15 protein-coding genes are annotated in these 21,142 nt (G+C 38.7%); 3 read left to right on the top strand and 12 right to left on the bottom strand.

Annotated features, from left to right (window positions below):
• Positions 1-13: 13 nt before the first annotated feature.
• From MKX96_RS03600 to MKX96_RS03570, 7 genes are all read right to left on the bottom strand, one after another.
• A complete protein-coding gene (locus MKX96_RS03600; RefSeq protein ID WP_340882038.1) occupies positions 14-2,212 on the bottom strand; it encodes a transglutaminase-like domain-containing protein in 2,199 nt (732 codons plus the stop codon).
• Positions 2,209-3,414 (bottom strand): DUF58 domain-containing protein, encoded by a 1,206-nt coding sequence (locus tag MKX96_RS03595; RefSeq protein WP_340882037.1) that lies wholly within the window; start codon positions 3,412-3,414, stop codon positions 2,209-2,211. The genes MKX96_RS03600 and MKX96_RS03595 overlap by 4 nt, the downstream gene beginning before the upstream one ends.
• The gene (locus tag MKX96_RS03590; protein ID WP_169360495.1) at positions 3,411-4,361 is read right to left on the bottom strand and encodes an AAA family ATPase; all 951 of its coding nucleotides are present in this window, start codon (positions 4,359-4,361) and stop codon (positions 3,411-3,413) included. The genes MKX96_RS03595 and MKX96_RS03590 overlap by 4 nt, the downstream gene beginning before the upstream one ends.
• 488 nt (positions 4,362-4,849) lie before the next feature.
• The gene (locus tag MKX96_RS03585; RefSeq protein WP_169360310.1) at positions 4,850-6,226 is read right to left on the bottom strand and encodes an IS4 family transposase; all 1,377 of its coding nucleotides are present in this window, start codon (positions 6,224-6,226) and stop codon (positions 4,850-4,852) included.
• Positions 6,227-6,539: 313 nt separating this feature from the next.
• The gene (gene nadE, locus MKX96_RS03580) at positions 6,540-7,367 is read right to left on the bottom strand and encodes an ammonia-dependent NAD(+) synthetase (protein WP_340882032.1); all 828 of its coding nucleotides are present in this window, start codon (positions 7,365-7,367) and stop codon (positions 6,540-6,542) included.
• Between the two features lies 1 nt (position 7,368).
• Complete coding sequence (locus MKX96_RS03575; protein WP_340882030.1) at positions 7,369-8,850, bottom strand: nicotinate phosphoribosyltransferase; 1,482 nt, start codon at positions 8,848-8,850, stop codon at positions 7,369-7,371.
• A gap of 114 nt (positions 8,851-8,964) precedes the next feature.
• Entirely contained in the window at positions 8,965-11,148 is a 2,184-nt protein-coding gene (locus MKX96_RS03570) for an outer membrane protein assembly factor BamB family protein (protein ID WP_340882027.1), read from the bottom strand.
• Between the two features lie 397 nt (positions 11,149-11,545).
• Here MKX96_RS03570 and MKX96_RS03565 point away from each other — a divergent pair, with 397 nt between their 5' ends.
• Entirely contained in the window at positions 11,546-13,006 is a 1,461-nt protein-coding gene (locus MKX96_RS03565) for an IS1182 family transposase (protein WP_340881957.1), read from the top strand.
• Between the two features lie 141 nt (positions 13,007-13,147).
• Here the strand turns inward: MKX96_RS03565 and MKX96_RS03560 are convergent, their stop codons facing one another.
• Positions 13,148-14,428, bottom strand: coding sequence for an aminotransferase class I/II-fold pyridoxal phosphate-dependent enzyme (locus MKX96_RS03560; protein WP_340882025.1), 1,281 nt, complete (start codon positions 14,426-14,428; stop codon positions 13,148-13,150).
• Positions 14,429-14,539: 111 nt separating this feature from the next.
• Positions 14,540-15,295, bottom strand: a complete 756-nt coding sequence (locus tag MKX96_RS03555; RefSeq protein ID WP_340882024.1) for an exodeoxyribonuclease III — start codon at positions 15,293-15,295, stop codon at positions 14,540-14,542.
• A 256-nt stretch (positions 15,296-15,551) separates the two neighbouring features.
• Here MKX96_RS03555 and MKX96_RS03550 point away from each other — a divergent pair, with 256 nt between their 5' ends.
• Positions 15,552-16,340, top strand: coding sequence for an SDR family oxidoreductase (locus tag MKX96_RS03550; RefSeq protein ID WP_340882022.1), 789 nt, complete (start codon positions 15,552-15,554; stop codon positions 16,338-16,340).
• 216 nt (positions 16,341-16,556) lie between these two features.
• On the opposite strand, the gene MKX96_RS03545 is transcribed toward MKX96_RS03550, so the two are convergent.
• Positions 16,557-17,207, bottom strand: a complete 651-nt coding sequence (locus MKX96_RS03545; protein WP_340882019.1) for an HAD family hydrolase — start codon at positions 17,205-17,207, stop codon at positions 16,557-16,559.
• Positions 17,208-17,320: 113 nt separating this feature from the next.
• Between MKX96_RS03545 and MKX96_RS03540 the strand changes: the two genes are divergently transcribed.
• A complete protein-coding gene (locus MKX96_RS03540; protein WP_340882017.1) occupies positions 17,321-17,881 on the top strand; it encodes a GNAT family N-acetyltransferase in 561 nt (186 codons plus the stop codon).
• 57 nt (positions 17,882-17,938) lie between these two features.
• On the opposite strand, the gene MKX96_RS03535 is transcribed toward MKX96_RS03540, so the two are convergent.
• Complete coding sequence (locus tag MKX96_RS03535; RefSeq protein ID WP_340882015.1) at positions 17,939-18,886, bottom strand: ATP-grasp domain-containing protein; 948 nt, start codon at positions 18,884-18,886, stop codon at positions 17,939-17,941.
• Positions 18,887-19,474: 588 nt separating this feature from the next.
• On the bottom strand, positions 19,475-21,070 hold the full coding sequence (locus MKX96_RS03530; RefSeq protein ID WP_340882014.1) for a catalase: 1,596 nt from the start codon (positions 21,068-21,070) through the stop codon (positions 19,475-19,477).
• Between the last annotated feature and the right edge of the window lie 72 nt (positions 21,071-21,142).

Below are 21,142 nucleotides of genomic sequence, written 5' to 3'. Positions count from 1 at the left end.
GTTGAGGGTAAAATCAACCGCTTATACGATTGATTAAATATTCCCAACTTTCTCTAATCGACGCATAATTAAGTTCCGTTTTATTGTTCCCATAAAAGCCCTGTTGATACACCTTGGTTAAATCAGTCATATGGTTGGTACCGATATCCTTGTCCACTTTTTTAGCAAAGTCCAATAAGGTTTGTCCCTGCTCTCTTCGCATTCCATGAAGACTTAGCTGCTGTAGAAGCTGATGGTACATTTTCTCGAAAGAGTTCCAATCATTTTTACGCATTCTACCTACTGGTATTAATACCTTAGGTAACCACTTTCCGCGACGGCTATAAGCAAACAGGCTTATGATCCCAAGAATTATAAGACCCCAAATGATAGCTACCTTTCTTTCCGCCATCCAGTCTAAAGTATCTTGAAGGAAGGTCGTAAAGCTAAAGGAAACACCTTCATCATTTTTTCCTGTGGCAGCCTGATCCTCTGGTTTCTCCTCTTGTTGTTCTGGAGTCTGAGGTTCGTCAGTCTGTGACTCTATGTCGTATATAACATTGGCACTTGAGGAAAAGCCAATGGTCGGCTCAAATGTTACCCATCCTACGGTTGGAAAATAAGCCTCCACCCACGAGTGGGCATTATTATTCGTTACCTCATAAACCCTTCCAAGTCCCTCTACGTTTGTTCGTTCTCCAGGAGCAAACCCTTTCACCCATCGTGCAGGGATATCAAGGGAGCGAAGAAGGACAACCATTGAAGTTGAAAAGTTATCACAGTAGCCTACCTTCGTTTCAAATAAAAACTGATCTACATAATCGGTGTCGCCCTTTGGAACCGCAGCCATCGTTTGATTGTAGCTAAAGTTATTTCCTCTGAAATAGCGTTCAATATTAAGCGCCTTATCATAGAGACTTATCCGATCTTCTGTAATGGTGACAGCAAGCTCCTTTACCCTCTCTGGTAGTGTGTCAGGCAGCTGTAAATATCGCTGTAATTCAGCTGGCACCATACTTAAATCATCTACAGAGGTTTCCCGCATCGCTTTAAGACTATAGGTAGGCTCACTAAATGTCACATTGTAATCCCATAGAGCAGAATTACCGCTATTAAGAACAGAAATTTTTTGGGTTAGTGGATTACTTGTAAACAAAGCTTCTTCATTCGTTTGTATGCTTTTCATACCATAAGGCTGAAGAATTAATGGAAATTCTTGCGCCAACATTATATTAGCTTCCTCTGTATATTCCGCTTCTCCGGGTGGGAAATCCGTTTCAAATAGTTCTCCACTTCCAAAGCTTAGTAAAGGTGTCTCTTCCTCGGATTGTACCCAACCTTTAGAGGTATAAGTATCTTTGGTTTCAACTTTCCAGTATTGCGGGGTATCAGTCTTTGCCCAAAAAACAGGCGTGTCATCACTTTGGAAGGCTCCTCCTAATTGCTCATCGTTTTCCCCGTAGCCAACCCTCTTCACACCATTTACACTAGTTCCATTCCCTTCACGCTCATCCACTTCAAGTGTAGAGGTAGTGAAAAAAGGGACGGGATCGGGCCATATCGGACCTGCTTTTGGCATTGCATATGCCGTTATACCACTGATCATAACTAACAAGACTAAGCTAGTAATAGAAGCTGTGACAAAGGTTCCTTTTATGGAGACTTGATTTTCTTTTAATAATTTTTGGATATAGAGTAACCCCATAATGATAAACCCAGAAATTAATGTAATGACTATAGAATTTTTAGCATTGTAAGGACTGAATGTATCCAAAATAGTGATAAATAAAACGGTCAGTATGAAAAACAATAAAATTGTCTTTCTAATGGTGATCCAATAGTTTAGTAAATAGGTAGTCATCCAAAGTAGAGCAAAAAACAAAAAGGTCCGAAACGGATCCGTTATTGCTCCCCATTCCTGGCTAAAAATAGAGACAAAGTTGTGTTGAAGTGCTTCACTTAAATAATTCAATGCGTCTCTAGATAAAAAAGAATAATCCGTGTAGATATGAACAATAGTCCAACTGATAAATATTAGCTTTATCGGTATAGTAACCTTCCAGTTAAGCTTTATAAAGTAAAAAAAGAAGGATACGGCCAGATATATGACAAACAAAGATAAGTGGTCGGTATTAGTCAATTCCATAACTGGCTTCAACCATTCTACTATTAAAAAACAGGTGAACGTATAAATTAGGAAGGAAATGATCCCTTGTAAGTAGTTATCTTTCATGAACGATTCACCTCCATAAACGCTTGGGCAAAACGGTCCTTTGTAATATTATGAGCGTCTATTCCTCTACTTTTTGCGTATTGGTAAAGTGCAGTTTCATTTTTATTTGGTTTCTCGTTTTTGTTTTTTACGACAAAGCACCTACATAAACGTAGGTTTCCTGCGTTACGGTTTATCCCATCAATCCACTCATGTGTTAGCTCGCTTGTTATATATAATAACGAAGTTGCTTGAGCCAATGCTGGCTCCTGAGATATGACTTGTTCAATCGGCTTATTTAAATCAGGTTGCACCTTCGTTAAATGGTATAAGACTTGATGTAGCTGGGTCTCATTCTCTACATTTGGCAAGAAGAAACGATCTTCTCCAAGAGATAAAAAAGCACTGCTTGCTTGATGGCGAACAATGGCCTGCATAATAGAGGCAGATAAATCTACGACGTCCTCAAACATAGGAGTCAACGTTCGATCGATTAAGATGAACAAATCCTGAGATTGACGATCTTCAAATTCCTTAGTTTTAAGAGTTTGGGTACGGGCAAATGACTTCCAATGTATCCAAGAAACCCGGTCTCCAGGCTGATAGGAACGGACCCCTGTCGCCATAGTCGTATCCTTCATCACTTGAATTCTTGATGCAGCTGCTCCCTGATCATATCTAGTTTCCATCGGAATATAAATCATATCCGTTAGATTCGGAAAGACTAGTAAGGTTTTTGGATTCGAAATAAAAATACTTTTTTTCATCCATCCAAACAGATCGCTCACTTCAATTGTTGTCCCCTCTAATACATGCTCACCGCGTGGCATATGTTCTATTTCATACGTCCAGGTAAACTCTTTTTTTATTCCCCAAAAAACAAGCTGTCTTCTTGACCCTGTGTGCCTAAGAGAAGGTCCGACTCTTTCCTCAAACCACACAAACAACAGAGGAAAACGATTATTTCTTGTCACCCTGACCGTGGCAGAAAATCTTCCCCCGCTATACACTTTTCGTGTTTCAATTATCCTCTCTGCTTCTATCTTAGAGAGTGGGTAAAAAAACAGTAGAATTGAGTATATAGAGAGAGGAACAATGAGGTAAAAAAGAAACCAACTGACGAAGCCCCCCTGAAACATTGCATACACAAATGCCACCACCAAGAGAAGAAGGATACCAATAAAACCTTTATACTTCTTTAATCCTTCTGTCCGCTCAATCATCCGTGTACCTTCCTCTTGATAGGGACAGGAGTTCGTTTAACAATACGGGAAAGTACTTCCTCAGAAGAAATACCATCATACCTTGCCTCAGGACGAAGAATAACACGGTGCCCAAAAACAAATGGCAATAAATATTGAATATCATCTGGAATCACGTAATCTCTTCCCTGTAGTAAGGCATAGGCCTGAGAAGCACGCATCAACGCAATGGATGCTCGAGGGCTCACTCCAAGATAAACATAAGTATCTACTCGTGTTCTATTAGCTAAATCCACAATATATCCCTTCATTGTCAAATCTACGCTAACATTTTTCACTTGTTTCTGGAGGTGAATAAGCTCTTCAAGAGAAACTACTGGCTGGAGGCTATCAATAGGAGATGCATGCTCTAATCTATTTAATACTTCAATCTCTTCATGTTGATTAGGGTAACCCATTTTTAATCTCAACAAAAATCTGTCTAGCTGAGCCTCAGGTAAAGGGTATGTACCCTCATGCTCAATTGGATTTTGGGTAGCCATAACAAAAAATGGCTTTGGAAGCGGCATCGTAATGCCGTCAATTGTAACGGAAGCTTCTTCCATTCCTTCTAGTAATGCTGATTGTGTTTTCGGGGATGTACGGTTGATCTCGTCTGCTAACACAATGTTTCCTAGAATAGGTCCTGGTCGAAACTCAAACTCCATTTCCTTGGGATTATATATGGAGACTCCTAATACATCGGATGGCAATAGGTCTGGAGTAAATTGAATTCTTTTAAAATCGGCGCCGATAGATTTAGCGAGCGCACGAACCATCATCGTTTTTCCCACTCCCGGAACATCCTCGAGCAATACATGTCCATCTGCCAAAAGGGATACAACTGCTAATTCTGCAATGTCTTTCTTCCCTATCATTACTTTTTCTATATTAGAAATAATTGCTTCTATCTGTAATTTTTCATTCATCTGTTTTCCCCCAAAATTATAATTAAATGATTAGTTAGAAAATTTTTATAATACAGTATAAGCATAACCAAAAAAGGAAGATAAAACAATTTAAATTACTTTTTCAGTAGCCTTCAAAATATCTTTTCAAACCAAAAAGCATGGAGTCTCTATGATAAGAGATTCCATGCTTTTGTTTAGGCTATGTTAAAGGGTAGGGTTGATTTATGATGCAAAGAAATCTTAGATCAAAGAGTAGAATTGATTTCCGCACCAGCCGGACGCTTTCCTCGGGGTGAGCGATAAGCCATCACCCATCGCTTGCGCGCGTGGTTGTATGTCTTATCTGTCTCACTCATCCCGTAGCATAGCTATCAAGTTAAGAAAAATTTACGTCATTCACTCTCATATGAACTGGTATTTTTGAAAATTAGACCATATGAAATTAACACTTTTTGGTTTAACCAAAAAATGTAAGTTTAATTTCTTTCTATACAGGGCATAGAATACTAACTGTAATTTGCACCGAGTATAATCAATGGATCCTTTTCAGGTGGCCCTTTTGTTTTCAATGCATGTTTACAAAGAGCACCATGAAACCTTTTCAGTACCCCATTGGTAAGCTTGGTGTATTTTTTTATGCTTTCAAACATCAAGCGAATAAAGCGTAGTGCAACTGAGATGCCCTTTTGAATGCTTATCTCTATTCTAGATTTCTCTAGCAAGAATAAACGTGCCTGATAAGTTGTTGTAGTTGTGATTAGAAACAATAATAAATGAGCGAAAAAATGACATAGGACACGTTCTTCCTTTATCTGTTTATAAAAAGTGGTCGGGAAATTAGATTTCCATCCTTTAAACAATAACTCGATCTGCCAGCGCAATCGGTAAAGGTCCATCACTTTCTCAGCTGGGATAGTATCCGGGAGGTTTGTCATAATAATCGTCGCCCCATCTAGCGCTCTTACGTGCTCCTTTGTCTGGTAACGTGAATGTTTACGTTTATACTGATCACTTTTATCTTGTTCCTCTGTATGGCGATACAAAATTAAACGGGTAGGGAATTTATAGTCATACCCCACATAAACTTCCTCCCATTCCCTTACGGAGCCACGCTCCATTTGTTCCAGGTGCTCTGCCAAAGATTCCTTCTGATAAAAAGAGGATTTGACGACCCTGCCATCGGCATGGTAACGAGGGTTGGGATTCCCTGTATAGATAGAACAATCTGGTCGAACTCTAGAGACGAAATAGCCCCCGGACTCATCAATTTTTTGGAAGGTGGGTAGATGGAAATAACCCAAGTCTTGTAGAAATAAATCGCCAGGTGAGACCGTCTCTAATCGATTCTTCCCATATAGAGAATCGTTTTCCTTTCCGTTCATCCAGTCAGCCAATATGAACTGTCCTGTCAGGAATTCATACTCCAGTTGGCATTTTAATTCGGCTCGATAGACGCCAGGAAAAGTCTCCTTCAAATCCGAAGGAAGGGAATGGATGGTCGCGTCTATTATACGGATCCTCTCACAAAATTTTCGTAGTTCGTCACTGATCGGCAACTGATAATTTAACTCCACTTGTATAAAATGTTCCAAACACTTTTTTAGAAATACGATTAATTCTTTATTTAAACGTTGGTTTATTGCCTCTGGAGTCATAGAAATATGACAGGTTTCTTCTAATGACAGGCTGAGCTCGCGTAGCGAACTGCCGGCCAGGTTTCCGCAATGATAAAGAAGGATGTGGAGAAATGAATACGCATCAAGCTTTCGTTTTCGTTTGATCCATCCTGATTCTTTGGCCCAACAATCCAACTTATCTGGGGAAAATAGTTTATACAATTGTTCCATTAAGAGTTTCCATTCGTCTAAATCTGTTTTTTTCATGTGAAGCACCTCCTGTTGGTTAGTTTTCTATACCAACCTCGAGGGTTTTTATAAACTTCTTAACTTGATAGCTATGTCATCCCGTAGGAGTCGCCGTCTGGCGCTCCAATCAATAAATGGGAACAGCTTTAGCATCGATAAATCGCTAATCAATTTACTCGCATAAGCTAAGCTGAAAAACTGACACCAACCCAATTTCGTCATCTATTTATGTTCTGAATAGCTATTTGAAAGTTCCTTTGTTTATGATTACAGTCACTATAAAAAAGAATGGTTAGTCAAAATCAACCAATAACTTTAACAAAGCTTTTATTTATTTCCAGAAGTCGTCAAAAATTGTTATCGGTAATTGTCGTTTGTGTTCAGAACGATCATAGAATCCAACGATTTTCTCTTCTATTTCTGGAGACACATTCTTACCTTCTAGGTAATCATCAATATCATCGTAGCTCACACCAAGTGCAACCTCATCAGGTAGAGCTGGACGATCTTCCTCTAAATCGGCAGTCGGTACTTTAGTGTACAGATGCTGAGGTGCACCTAAATGTTTTAGCAATTGCTTCCCTTGTCTTTTATTGAGACGGAAAATTGGGGTTAAGTCTACTCCACCATCGCCGTATTTAGTATAAAAACCTGTGACAGCTTCAGCAGCATGATCTGTACCTAGCACAACACCGTTATACGTTGCTGCTATTGAATACTGAGCCTTCATACGTTCTCTCGCCTTTTCGTTCCCTTTTGCAAAATCACTGAGTGTGATACCAGCTTCCTTCAATGCACGGTCACTTGCGTCTACGGCTTCCTTAATATTAATCGTTACACGTTTGCTTGGCTGAATGAAGTTAAGAGCATCCTGACGATCGGATTCATCAAATTGCACCCCATATGGCAAACTAACAGCAATAAATGAATACGTGCCCGCTCCCATTTCATCATTTAACTCATCCACTGCCATTTGGGCAAGCTTACCAACTAAAGTGGAGTCTTGCCCTCCTGAAATACCCAAAACCATACTTTTTAAAAATGGATGTTTCTTTAAATAGTCTTTCATAAAATCGATACTTATACGAGCTTCCTCTTTTGGATCAATCTCCGGCTTTACTTTTAAGGCTTCGATAATTTCTCTTTGTTTGTCAGACATCTTAAATCCCTCCATTATTTGAAATAAGATTTTGCTCCATTTCCTTTACTTCTTGAATGTTACGCATTTTATTGTCCCAGCACTTCTGACTTAAATCGACTGGATATTCCTCTGGATTAAGAGAGCGCTTATATTCCTCCCACAGCAAATCTAAATTGTCATGAGCATAATTACGAATTTCAGTTAAATCTGGATTTTCATAAATCACTGCCCCGTTTTCAATTACTTTTACATGTAAATCCTTAGCTTCAAAGTTCGTTACAAACTTAGAAACGAATGTATGAACTGGGTGGAACATTTTTAGTCGTTCTTCATGAGCAGGGTCTTCATCATGCATGGCAATGTAATCGCCCTCTGCCTTACCATTTTCCTTATCTATAATACGGAAAAGCTTTTTCTGCCCAGGAGTAGTAACTTTCTCAGTGGTAGAGGAAATTTTAATAGTATCCTCCATTACACCTGCTTCACTTTCAATTGAAACAATTTTATATACAGCACCCAGTGCAGGCTGGTCATATCCAGTGATTAGCTTAGTACCAATACCCCAGCTATCTACTTTTGCTCCCTGAGCCTTTAAGTTCAAAATAGTATACTCATCTAAATCATTAGAAACGATGATTTTAGCATTTGGAAATCCTGCTACATCTAGCATTTTTCTGGCTTCCTTTGATAGGAACGAAATATCTCCTGAATCTAAACGAATACCGATAAAATTAATTTTGTCCCCTAGCTCTTTTGCTACTTTGATAGCAGTTGGCACACCTGTTTTCAACGTGTTGTAAGTATCTACTAGAAAAACACAGTCCCTGTGTCTTTTTGCATATGAGTGAAAGGCGTCATATTCACTCTTATATGCTTGCACCATGGAATGTGCATGTGTTCCAGAGACAGGAATACCAAACATTTTACCGGCGCGTACATTACTGGTAGCTTCGATTCCTCCGATAAAGGCTGCACGAGTTCCCCAAATTGCAGCATCCATTTCTTGAGCCCGTCGAGAGCCAAATTCCATTGCTACCTCGTCCTTGACAACCTGTTTAATACGAGATCCTTTAGTAGCAATTAACGTTTGATAATTTACGATATTAAGCAAAGCGGTCTCTACTAATTGTGCTTCTGCTAGAGTAGATTCCACTCGAATAATTGGCTCATTAGGAAATACTAATTCCCCTTCTTTCATCGAATAAACATCACCAGTAAAACGAACGGTTTTTAAGTAATCTATAAAATCATCACGATACCCTAATCCATTCTGCAAGTATTCTAAATCACTTTCCGAAAAGTGAAAATCTCTTAAGTATTCCAGACATCTTTCTAGTCCAGCAAAAATGCCATAACCATTCCCAAAAGGAAGCTTTCGGAAAAATAATTCAAACACTGCTTTTCTCTCATGCATATTATCAGCCCAGTAGGCCTCCACCATATTTATCTGATATAAATCAGTATGTAATGCTAAACTGTCATCGGCATAAATTTTTTTCATGATGATCTCCTTCTAATAACTATTGAACTTAGTATACACTATTTACCCTTTAGCATGGAAAATTAACCACAACAAAGCCAGCCCCTAACAGGACTGGCTAAACTGCCTATCTTATTATTTACCTAAAGGAGAGATGACCGTCAAGACATAATCCGCAACTGCATCTATTTCCTCTTGGGTTAGTGTCTCATTAAACGAAGGCATAGTAGTTCCCCCATTAGTGATTCGATCTATTACATTTTCTCTGCTTTCTGCAAACTTGCTATCTTGTAGATTCGGACCATTATGTCCATTGGCACCTTGATCTCCGTGACAAGCTATACAGCTATTAGTATAAATAGAGAGCCCAAAATCAGAACTAACCGTCTCCCCTACCGTCTCTTTACTATCACTTACCTTTTCTTTAACAGAGCCATCAATCACTTGCCCTTCAGGTAAGCTACCTCCAAGCTTGAAGGTATATATTTTATCTCCATGCTTCGATCCCGCTAAAGCATTACCCGCCACATAAATAGAAATATACTGCTCTCCATCTATTTCATATGTGATAGAAGGAGCATTTGCCCCAGCATCCATCATATATTCCCATAATTGGTTACCTGTTTTTGCATCAAAGGCTATGAGCCTTCCATCATTGTGACCTACAAAAACTAGATTACCTTTAGTTGTTAATACTCCACTGTATGCTTGCGCATCCCAATTTTGCTGCCAAACTATTTTATTTGTTTTCACATCTAACGCGGTGACTGTACCCCTTACCGGAGCATTAGAAACTGGTTGCATTATACTTCCTATATACATAGAACCCTCTTCGAAAGCTTCATCTTCTTGTCTTGCAAAGGAAAAATAATTATCATTCCCTAGCACATAGAACAACTCAGTATCCGGATTGTAAGCAGAAGGTGGCCAATTTGCTCCGCCTGCTGGACCTGGCTTAAGTGTGATTGGCTCCTCCCAAAAAGGAGTAAATATGTCTCCTATTTGCCCTTCAAATGTATCTCCTAAATCCTTATCAACGTCATCCTGAAAAACTCCTTGAGGAACGAATGCATCCCCAACTGGGAAAGGTTGTGTAGGAGAGGTTTTTTGTTCTGCCAATTGTGGAACGGGCTTTTCTTCAATACCAATAAGCGGTGTCCCGTCCGTTCGATCTAAGAAATACACCCAGCCAGTTTTTCCTGCCTGCCCAAGTCCCTTTCTCATAACACCATCTTTTTCTACGTCAAACAAAACAACAGGATTGGCTGGATCCATATCCCATATATCATGATGCACCTCTTGGAAGTGCCAAACATAGTCGCCATTTTCTGCATTTACAGCAACAACCGAGTTAGCATATAAATTATCACCCTCTCGATTGCTTCCATCTAAGTCGGGTGCTGTATTGCCAGTAGCAAAGTAAATATATCCAAGCTCAGGATCTACAGCTGGAGTATTCCAAACAGGTCCTCCACCAGTCAACCAAGAATCATTGTCTGGCCATGTATCGCCATTTATATCACCTGGACCTGGTATTGTATAGAATCTCCATACTTCGTATCCCAAATCAGCGTCATATGCCATTACACGACCACGGATTCCATATTCTCCTCCTGCCACTCCGGTGTAGACCTTACCATTATAGTAAAGAGGGGCACTAGTAACTGTATAGCCTTCCTCCCATTCTGCAACCTTTGTCTCCCATTGCAATTCTCCCGTTTTTTGATCCAAAGCTATAAGACGTGCATCTAGAAGACCTGCATATACTTTACCATCTCCTACTGCTAGACCACGCGTAGTCCAACCACAGCATACGGTATCCATCTCTTGGCTAATATCCGGCTCGTAGGCCCATATCAGTTCTCCAGTTTTGGCATCTAAAGCAAATATATCATTAGCACCGGTTGCCACATACATAATTCCATCCACAACTAATGGAGTTGCCTCACCTGAATACTTAGGCTCTGCTCCAGAACCTAAACTAGTAACCCAGGTTGGCTTTAAATCTCCAATGTTCTCTGATGTAATTTGATCGAGTACCGAATATCTCCTATTATAGTAATCTCCACCGTGAGTCACCCATTCTTTAGAGGAGTATTCTACTTTAACGTTAGGATTTGAAGGACTCGGAGTCGTCTTTCCTTCTACCTGTGGCTCTTCTTTTTCAATCTCCGTAACTGCGTCAACTTCCTCTGTCTCCACAGACCGTTCTTCCTTGTCCTTGTCAGCAATAAGATACAAACCAAACAAAACAACCATAGCAATACAACTACCTATAAATATTTGAAATATGACCGATGACTCTCTTCTTCTCCGCATTTCAATCCCCCCTTTTTTCTTTCGAACTACTAAAGAAAATAGATTTAATACTCTATAAAATATGCGTACCAATTGGGATTAATTCTCTCGGAAGGAAATACAATCACATATTTAATAAATATAAGTAATGTAACTGCCGATAAGTTTCCTGTCCTATTCAAATCTCTCTATAAGATAAAATATGCTATAGATTTCCACTATTCTATCTCTAAGTTTAGATGCTAAACTCCTTAAAACCGCAAAAAAACTACCTAAGTTTTTCGAGGGCACTGAAAAAGTCAATGAAATTACTAAAGCGATTGCGTGAACAGATTTCTGTTCACGCAATCGCTTTTTCTTTATCTTACATCCTCTTATCATAGTATAATGAGTAAAACTAACTAGAGGTGACGCAGCCATGATTTCCAAACAAGAAACACTAAATTTGAGCCCTTATATAGCTTTGTATGATTTAGTTATCCCAAAAGATAATATGCTTCGCCAAATCAACGAGCTCGTCGATTTTTCATTTATCTTAGACGAATTAAAATCAAAATATTGTTTGGATAATGGTAGAAATGCGATTCCACCTATTCGTATGTTCAAATATTTACTGTTGAAAGCCATACATGACCTATCAGATGCCGATCTCGTAGAGCGTTCAAAATTCGATATGTCGTTTAAATATTTTCTAGATATGTCACCAGAAGAAGAGGTCATTGATTCCAGTTCTCTTACAAAATTTCGCCGCCTTCGTCTCCAAGACATGAATCTATTAGATTTACTCATTGGAAAGACGGTTGAAATTGCGTTGGAAAAAGGGCTTATCACCAGTAAAACCGTTATTGTCGATGCAACTCACACAAAAGCTCGTTATAATCAAAAATCACCAAAAGAGTTTTTACAAGAAAAATCAAAAAATGTGCGTAAAACGGTTTACCAACTCGAGGAAGAGATGGTCGGAAAGTTTCCTAAAAAGCCAACTTCAAATGAAGTGACGGAGGAATTGGATTATTGCCGCCGAGTTGTGGAAGTCGTCGAAACACAATCAAAAGTAGCACAAATCCCTGCTGTGAAAGAAAAATTAAATGTCTTAAAAGAAGTCATCGATGATTACGATACACAGTTGGGTCATTCAAAAGATCCTGATGCGCGTGTCGGACATAAATCGGCAGACTCGGCTTTCTTTGGATTCAAAACGCATATCGCGATGAGTGATGAACGAATTATCACAGCCGCGATTGTAACAACTGGTGAAAAAAGTGATGGTCAATATCTTCAAGAATTAGTAGAGAAAAGTAAAGGGACAGGGATGGACATCGAGACGATCATTGGAGACACGGCTTATTCAGGCAAAGATAATTTACAATACGCCAAATCGGAAGAACTTCAATTAATTTCAAAATTAAATCCCGTTATCACAAATGGTAACGGTCAAAGAAAAATTGCATTTGATTTTAATAAAGATGCCGGTATGTTTGTGTGCCCAGTCGGGCACATGGCGATTCGAAAAGCACGGACTGGAAAGAAAAATGAAAATCAAAATCAAAAAATCACCTTTTATTTTGACATCGAAAAATGTAAAGTTTGTCCAATGCGTGAAGGCTGCTATACAGAAGGTGCGAAAAGTAAAACGTATAGCATCTCATTGAAATCAAATGAACATGAAGAACAAGAGGCCTTCCAAGAAACTGAGGCCTTCAAAGAACTAGCCAAAAAACGCTATAAAATTGAGGCGAAAAATAGTGAGATTAAAAATCCGCACGGCTATAAAACGGCAAAATCAGCGGGTTTATTTGGCATGGAAATACAAGGTGCCACAACGATATTCGCTGTCAACCTGAAACGGATCATGAAACTACTAAATGAAAAAGAGTAAGAAATAGACAATGAAATAAGGCACTTTCCGTTCGAATTGAACAGAAAGTGCCTTGTTTTTGGTTGAAAAACCAATTAGATTTTAAAACTCGTTAGTTTTTCAGTGCCCTCAGTTTTTCTTAGGTAGTTTTAACAGGCCAAATTATTTAGTTAGATCTTGGCAGCCCTTATAGATTAGGTTAAATAGCTCCTCAATATCCTCTTCTTCTACACAAGAGAAGGCTACACGAATATCAGTTGTATTACTAGCTATAACGCCAACACCATATTGATCTAGTAAATGTAGACGAAGCGTTTCCGCATCTAAATCATGAAGTTTTAAGCACATAAAGTAGCCAGAGTTAAATGGATAGTACGTCCAGTAAGCATTAAATCTTGCATCTGCAAGCACTTCTTTTGTTTTAGTTGCTCTTCCTAGCATAATATTGAACTTCTCTTGTTTTTCCTTTTGGAAGTCATCTGATTGAAGTGACTCTAAAATCATCGTTTGGGAAATATGAGACCCACTTGAGATCGTACCTCGAATAATACCCTTTGTCTTTTGCTCTAGTGCGTCTAATACGTCCGGAGAAGCAGCATAGGTGATAAAACCAACCCGGAGACCCCAAACGTAATTTTCTTTCGTTGCTCCATCTACTTTAATAGGTAATATATTAGAATGGGCACCCGCTAGTAGGGCAAATAGTGATTCCTTCATAGAATCCTCATAAAAAAGACCGAAATAGGCATCATCTAATACCACTACTATATCTAAACCGCCATCAGCCGCTTCCTTCAAAGCATCAACAATTGCTTCTCCTTCTTGAACAGATGGAGTAAAGCCAGTAGGGTTGTTAGGAAAGTTTAATAATACAATAGCTTTTCCTGTCTGCTTTAAAAGTGTAGCTCGGAAGCCTTCTACGTCAAAGCCACCATTTTCATTAAATAGAGGGAAAGTTTCCACCTTTCCTCCTCTTCTTATTTGAAAGACTGTATTGTAATTGCCCCAGTATTGATCGGGGGTAATAACTACATCACCGGCATTCATAAATAAATCGGCAACAATACTTAGTCCATGAGTTAATGCATTAGTAACAATCGGTAGCCCAAAGTTTTTCCCTTGGAGAGAAGGGTTGTCGATCAGTAGTTTTTCCTTCCAAGCAGAACGAAGTGCTTCCTTCCCTTGAGGTGGGGCATATGGATAAATGTCGCTAGGACTATAATCTAATTTATCTTGAATATGACGAAAATGCATAGGCTCTCCATTTTCAATAGCAATCCCAATAGTAGCATTAAAGCGATGTGCTTTTTTTCCAGCCTCTGCACTTTGACTTAATATTCCTTTTGGGTAGTATAGATTTTTGCCTAAATCGGATAACATATTAAAAATTGCAGGATTCTCTTTTTGCATTTTCTCATTTAATTGGACAGCTAAAGCATTCATCTATTGGTACCTCCAGAATTTTTCTATTTTAAACACATTGTACTCTATTTTATTAAGGGATAGTATCCTTTCCCTTAATATATTGAATATTTTATAAGCTATTCATGACTTTTAGTCCTTTATTTCTAATAAAATGGGACAGTGATCGCTACCTAACACATCTGCGTCAATCGAAGCACTGATCAGTCGTGGGCTTAACCTTTCGGATGCTATAAAATAATCAATGCGCCACCCGATATTGCGCTCCCTCACCTTACTCATGTATGACCACCACGTGTACGCGCCCTCTTGGTCTGGATGGAAGTATCGGTAGGTATCGACAAATCCTTCTGCCAATAACGAGGTCATCTTCCCTCTTTCCTCTGTCGTAAATCCTGAATTACCTTTATTGGATTTAGCATTTTTCAAATCTATTTCAGTGTGAGCCACGTTTAAATCTCCACACATGAGAACAGGCTTTATAGTATCTAACTGCTTTAAATATGTACGCATGTCGTCTTCCCACTCTAATCGATAAGCAAGTCTTGTTAAATCACGTTTGGCATTTGGAGTATAAACATTCACTAAATAGAAATCCTCGAACTCCATTGTAATAATGCGTCCTTCATCTTCGGTTTCTAAATCCCCTACACCATACTTAACTGAAATAGGTTTAATCTTTGTAAAGATAGCAGTTCCCGAGTACCCTTTTTTCAATGCATAGTTCCAATACTGCTCATAACCATCTAAAGCTAATGAGATTTGACCTTCTTGCAGCTTGGTTTCCTGAAGGCATACAACATCAGCATCTACCTCCTGAAAGTAATCTAAAAATCCTTTATTCACACAGGCTCTCAGCCCATTGACATTCCACGAAACGAACTTCACTTTAGTACCTCCTAAATAAGAAAGCGCTTAAATACAAACAACGAGAGGTAGCAGAGACATCTATTATAAAGAGCTTCACACATACGACTCAAAAAACAAAGCGCACTATATAACTCTTTTATTATAGAGGGAAACTAAAAGGTCTGTAAATTAACAAGGAAACCAATGTATAGTAATACATTTTCGAGGCAACCTAACTTGTACTATTTAATAGCATGCGAGATATAGTAAAGACTACAAATTGGAGGAACTGTTTATGACTAAACGTTTTAATGAAAAGGTAATTATTATAACTGGAGCTGGTTCAGGTCTAGGACAGGTCACTGCCATAACTTTGGCGAAAGATGGAGCTAAACTGACATTGGTAGATTTAAATAGCAATGGCCTAGAGGAAACTAAAAGTCGTATCCTAGAAGTGGCACCAAATACTGAATTACTCCTAGTTACAGCAAACGTTGCAGAAGAGGCAGCAGTTAAAAACTATGTGGATGAAACAGTTAACAAGTTTGGACGTATAGATGGATTTTTCAACAATGCTGGAATTGAAGGCAAGCAAAACCTGACAGAGGATTTCGGTATCGAAGAGTTCCACAAGGTCGTGAATATTAATCTAAACGGAGTATTTTATGGTTTAAAATATGTACTAGCTGAGATGAAAAAAAATGGAGCTGGTTCTGTAGTAAACACTGCTTCTGTCGGCGGTATTCGTGGTGTCGGGAATCAGTCGGGTTACTCTGCTAGTAAACACGGTGTAGTCGGACTTACTAGAAACTCTGGAATAGAGTACGGTCAATTCGGTATCAATATTAATGCAATTGCTCCCGGTGCAATCATGACTCCTATGGTAGAAGCTTCGTTAAAGCAAATCGGTGGAGAAGAAGGCTGGGAAGAGGCTGGAAAAGCATTTGTTTCCGTTAACCCTATGAAACGTTTCGGTAGACCTCAAGAGGTAGCAAACGTTGTCGCATTCTTGTTATCTGATGAATCTAAGTTTGTAAATGCGTGTGTTATTACAATCGATGGTGGACAATCCTATAAATATTAAAAGGAACGACCGAACGCTACTTTGCAATCGGTCTTTTTATTTTCAGCTAAAATCCTTTTACTTCTTAGATGTTTTCATCAACAAATAGATGATTCCTGTTAAAATAGCTACACCAAAAACAACTACCAATAGACTGATCAATAAAGCTACAAAGCTCATTGTTACAACTCCTTTTATATCACCATTTAGAATAGCTTCGCTTAATCTATTTTTTCTTTAAGCAATTATCTTCTCTAGATCCTCTATACTATCAACAATGTAAGTGGCACTTGCATGCTCCAACTCTTCAGACGAACCAAATCCATACGTTACCCCTATGGAATCTATGCCCGTTAAATTAGCTCCAATCATATCATGCTTTCTATCTCCAATCATGATAAAACTATCCTTCGTATTATCTTGAAACTCATCTAGAACATATTGTATGATTTCTGCCTTAGCTGACCTAGTTCCATCTAATTCACTACCAACCACTACATCAAAGTAATCTTCAATTTGGAAATACTTTAAAATTCCAATAGCAAATACCGTAGGCTTAGAGGTAGCAACTGCAAGCTTTTTCCCTGCCGCTTTTAACTTTTCCAACAACGGGATAATGCCCTCGTAAAGTTCATTCTCATACATGCCAGTTTCTATAAATCTCTCTCTATAAAAAGAAATGGCTTGGTGGCATTGCATTTCATTAAAGCCATAATGATCTGCAAAAGAAATCTGTAATGGCGGTCCTATAAAGCACTCTAACTTTTCAAGATCCTTCTCCAAAATCCCCATTTTTTCTAATCCATATTGGATAGAGGTTGTAATTCCTATTTTAGGATCAGACAACGTTCCGTCCAAATCAAATAAAATAACTTCATACTTTTTCATATTTCCCCTCTTTTCTCTATAATTAGCTTACTACCATTATATCTAAATAGTCTTTCTTTTTTTAAAAATAAAATTATAATGGAAAGAACTAACAAAAGGGAGGATGTTTTGGAATGGAAATTCAAACGATTTATGGGGACTTGCCACAATTGGAGACTGAAAGACTCATACTGCGGAAAATTACGCTAGGTGATGCAGAGGATATGTATACATATGGATCCAATCCAGAAGTATCTAAATATGTTACTTGGGATCAGCACAATACAATAGAGGACACGAAGGAATTCATTCATTTTATTCTAAAGCAGTACGAGAAAAAAGATATTGCACCGTGGGGGATTGAATACAAGAAAACAGGTCAGTTTATCGGAACTATCGACTTCGTCCAATGGCAAATTAAACATGATAGTGCTGAAATCGGATACGTTCTTTCCCCTGAATACTGGGGACAAGGGTTAACTACTGAGGCTGCCAAAGCATTGATACATTTTGGTTTTAATCACATGGACTTAATACGCATACAGGCTAGATGCTTTGTCAAGAATATCGGCTCCTCGCGTGTAATGGAAAAAGTGGGGATGTCCTATGAGGGTACTATGAGAAAAGGGATGAAAGTAAAAGGGAAATATGTAGATTTAAAAATTTACTCCATTTTAAAAGAGGATTTCTCTTAAAATATTACATATCTATGAAAGGAGAGGCATGAATTTCTCATGTCCCTCCTTTGTTCATTAGTTAAATGCTTTTAAGCTTTCTAGTGTTGCTCCTAGAAACTTAGCAAGCTCTAGCATGCCGTATTTTCCAGCCTTTTCCTCAGCGTCCGCATTGTAATTCGTATTCGTGTTTACATCATAGGTGTAGACTTCACCATTACTATCCCGTATGAATTCAATACCTGCAACATCTATTTTGTTTTGTTGAAGGAAGGCTTCATATTTTGCAATCCATCCTTCTTCTAAATCCTCTTGGATCTCAAACTTTGGTTTAACAGTTGGCTCCTCTCCCACTGGACAGAAGGCATCCCCAATTTGGCACGAATCAGCCGGGCAGAGTTCAAATCCCTCAGAGGTATCAACTCTAACAGCATATAAGTACTTTCCTCCGACAAACTCTGCTCTTGTAATATACGATTCTGGAGATTGAATATACTCTTGAATTAATGTAATGCCATCCACAGGTTCATCAAACATTGGGCCATAAATATATTCCTTTAATGCATCGACTGTTTGGAATAATTGAACCCCTAGTCCTTTCCCTGCTCTATTATGTTTGGTTATAAAAGGGACGACCCCTAATTTTTCGGCAGCAGAAACGATGTGTTCCTTACCAACGGCAGCTATTGTTTTAGGTGTTCGTATACCGCTTGCTTCTAATGATGCATACTGATTGATTTTACTCAGTTCCAAGCTTAATGCTTTTGTTCCATTAAATACCGTTCTTCCATGATGCTCCAACCATGTAAGCATACCTCCAGCCAGCTCTGGTGCATACCTATGTCCCCTAGTATGAGAAGATGCGCTCATGCGGTTATAAAATACACCATTTGGTGGTTCGACCGTTAAATCTACAATTCCTTGGTCTAAATGCCAACTTTCATAAGGCAGATTAAGTTCCTCTAATCTTTTCGTTAAATGAATCGTCCACTCATCATTTTCATGAATAATATAAATTTTTGACATATCCGACATCTCCTCATTATTAATCTATTTAAAGTCTAATCATGGTTAAGAAAAACAAGATTATTATATTATCATTAGTATATAGGAACTCTATTCCCTAGTACAACAATAGGTTTTAAAAGTAAGAAAAACTCTCTGAATTTTTAAATCCTTAGACCTTGTTATTTCCTCTCGTAGCTATATAGTTACCAACTGAGAAAAATAAAAACGTGAAATCAAGGAGCGATTTCACGTTTTTTTATATAAGGGTAGGGTTGATTTATGCAAAGAAATCTTAAATCAGAGAGTAGCATTGATTTTTCGCACCAGCCGGACGCTTTCCTCGGGGTGAGCGATAAGCCATCGCCCATCCCGTAGGGGTCGCCGTCTGGCGCTCCAATCAATAAATGGGAACAGCTTTAGCATCGATAAAGCGCTAATAAATTTACTCGCATAAACAAAGCTAAAAACTGTCACCAACCCCAATTTCATCATCTATTTATGTTCTTAATAGCCATTTGAAAGTTCCTTTGTTTATGTTTACAGTCACTATAAAAAAGAATTGTTAGTCAAAATCAACCAATAACTTTAACAAAGCGATTTTTTATATCAATAGGGATCTGATTCATGACTATTTTCTACTGCTTTCTGTGGAGCTTTCTCCCCATCTACATCACCAAGCGGGTGCTGACTAGAGCCACCTTTTGGTGCATTTTTCAAGCCTTCCTTAAGAAGTCTTCCATACTCTTCATCCGCTTCCTCTGCCAAGGCAATCATTTTGGCTTGGATTCTTGGATCACACTTGGATAAGTCATTCACTAAATTGGACAATAGTTCCGTTTTCTCCCATTGTTCAAAATTGCGATAAGTCTCACCAGCTTGCTTCGTATTACTTTGGCGATCTATCGATTCTCTAACTAAGTTTCCTTTAATCATTGGGGTGTATTCCTTACCGGTTTGCTCTGCCTCATGTAATCCATCTAAAATAGAAGGCTCATAGTTAATATGAGGATTTTGGAAAGGTCCTCTATCTAAACGATATGCCATTTGGCCGCCAGTTTGATTGGTTGCTACACGCTTTTTCGGTGCATTAATAGGAAGCTGTAAATAGTTAGCTCCTACACGATGGCGCTGCGTATCAGAATAAGAAAATGTACGACCCTGAAGCATCTTATCGTCTGAGAAATCTAACCCATCTACTAATACCCCTGTACCAAATGCTGCTTGCTCCACTTCCATGAAATAATCCTGAGGATTACGATTTAACACCATTTTTCCAACTGGCATCCAAGGAAATTGATCATTCGGCCATAATTTTGTATCGTCTAGCGGGTCGAAATCTAACTCAGGGTGATCACCATCACTCATAATTTGAACGTTTAACTCCCACTCAGGGAAATCCCCCTTTTCAATAGCATCGTACAAGTCTTGAGTAGCATGGTTGAAGTTTTTCGCTTGAATTTCTTCTGCTTCTGATTGAGTTAAATTACGAATTCCTTGTTTAGGTTCCCAGTGATACTTTATGAGAACTGCCTCACCGTCTTTATTCACCCATTTATATGTGTTTACTCCTGAACCTTGCATCATACGGTAATTTGCTGGAATGCCCCAAGGCGAATAGATGAATGTAACCATATGAAATGACTCTGGAGAACTTGCACAAAAGTCAAAAAATCTTTCTGCATCTTGAATATTCGTAACAGGGTCTGGCTTAAAAGCATGAATCATATCCGGAAACTTCATCGCATCCCGAATAAAGAAAATCTTTAAGTTGTTTCCCACTAAATCCCAGTTACCATCCTCTGTATAAAACTTAACGGCAAAGCCTCTTGGGTCGCGTAACGTTTCCGGTGAATGTCCTCCATGAATAACGGAAGAAAAACGCACGAATACAGGGGTTCTTTTCCCTTTTTCCTGAAACAACTTTGCACGGGTGTACTTTGCGATGTTCTCTTCTCCAGCCGCTCCGTATGCTTCAAAATAGCCATGCGCTCCAGCCCCACGTGCATGCACTACCCGTTCAGGGATTCTCTCTCTGTCAAAATGACTTATTTTTTCTATAAAATCATAGTTCTCAAGCGTTGCCGGACCTCTATTTCCAACCGTTCTAATATTTTGATTGTTTGTAATCGGATGTCCCTGTCTATTGGTCAGGGTATCCTCTGTCTCTCGATTGGTCTTGTTGTTAGAATGATCTTTTTCCATCTTTTATCCTCCTAGCTCAAACTTTACTTCCACTCCATTCTTTCCAAAAGTAAAAGTAAATATTCCAGTAAA

Source organism: Psychrobacillus sp. FSL W7-1493 (genome assembly GCF_038004905.1).
Lineage (GTDB): Bacteria > Bacillota > Bacilli > Bacillales_A > Planococcaceae > Psychrobacillus.
This window is presented reverse-complemented; position numbering and strand designations above follow the sequence as displayed.

Excerpts from the sequence above, each read along its gene's own strand:
- MKX96_RS03600 (WP_340882038.1), bottom strand. The coding sequence starts at position 2,212 with ATGAAAGATAACTACTTACAAGGGATCATTTCCTTCCTAATTTATACG.
- MKX96_RS03595 (WP_340882037.1), bottom strand. The coding sequence starts at position 3,414 with ATGATTGAGCGGACAGAAGGATTAAAGAAGTATAAAGGTTTTATTGGT.
- MKX96_RS03590 (WP_169360495.1), bottom strand. The coding sequence starts at position 4,361 with ATGAATGAAAAATTACAGATAGAAGCAATTATTTCTAATATAGAAAAA.
- MKX96_RS03585 (WP_169360310.1), bottom strand. The coding sequence starts at position 6,226 with ATGAAAAAAACAGATTTAGACGAATGGAAACTCTTAATGGAACAATTG.
- nadE (WP_340882032.1), bottom strand. The coding sequence starts at position 7,367 with ATGTCTGACAAACAAAGAGAAATTATCGAAGCCTTAAAAGTAAAGCCG.
- MKX96_RS03575 (WP_340882030.1), bottom strand. The coding sequence starts at position 8,850 with ATGAAAAAAATTTATGCCGATGACAGTTTAGCATTACATACTGATTTA.
- MKX96_RS03570 (WP_340882027.1), bottom strand. The coding sequence starts at position 11,148 with ATGCGGAGAAGAAGAGAGTCATCGGTCATATTTCAAATATTTATAGGT.
- MKX96_RS03565 (WP_340881957.1), top strand. The coding sequence starts at position 11,546 with ATGATTTCCAAACAAGAAACACTAAATTTGAGCCCTTATATAGCTTTG.
- MKX96_RS03560 (WP_340882025.1), bottom strand. The coding sequence starts at position 14,428 with ATGAATGCTTTAGCTGTCCAATTAAATGAGAAAATGCAAAAAGAGAAT.
- MKX96_RS03550 (WP_340882022.1), top strand. The coding sequence starts at position 15,552 with ATGACTAAACGTTTTAATGAAAAGGTAATTATTATAACTGGAGCTGGT.
- MKX96_RS03545 (WP_340882019.1), bottom strand. The coding sequence starts at position 17,207 with ATGAAAAAGTATGAAGTTATTTTATTTGATTTGGACGGAACGTTGTCT.
- MKX96_RS03540 (WP_340882017.1), top strand. The coding sequence starts at position 17,321 with ATGGAAATTCAAACGATTTATGGGGACTTGCCACAATTGGAGACTGAA.
- MKX96_RS03535 (WP_340882015.1), bottom strand. The coding sequence starts at position 18,886 with ATGTCAAAAATTTATATTATTCATGAAAATGATGAGTGGACGATTCAT.
- MKX96_RS03530 (WP_340882014.1), bottom strand. The coding sequence starts at position 21,070 with ATGGAAAAAGATCATTCTAACAACAAGACCAATCGAGAGACAGAGGAT.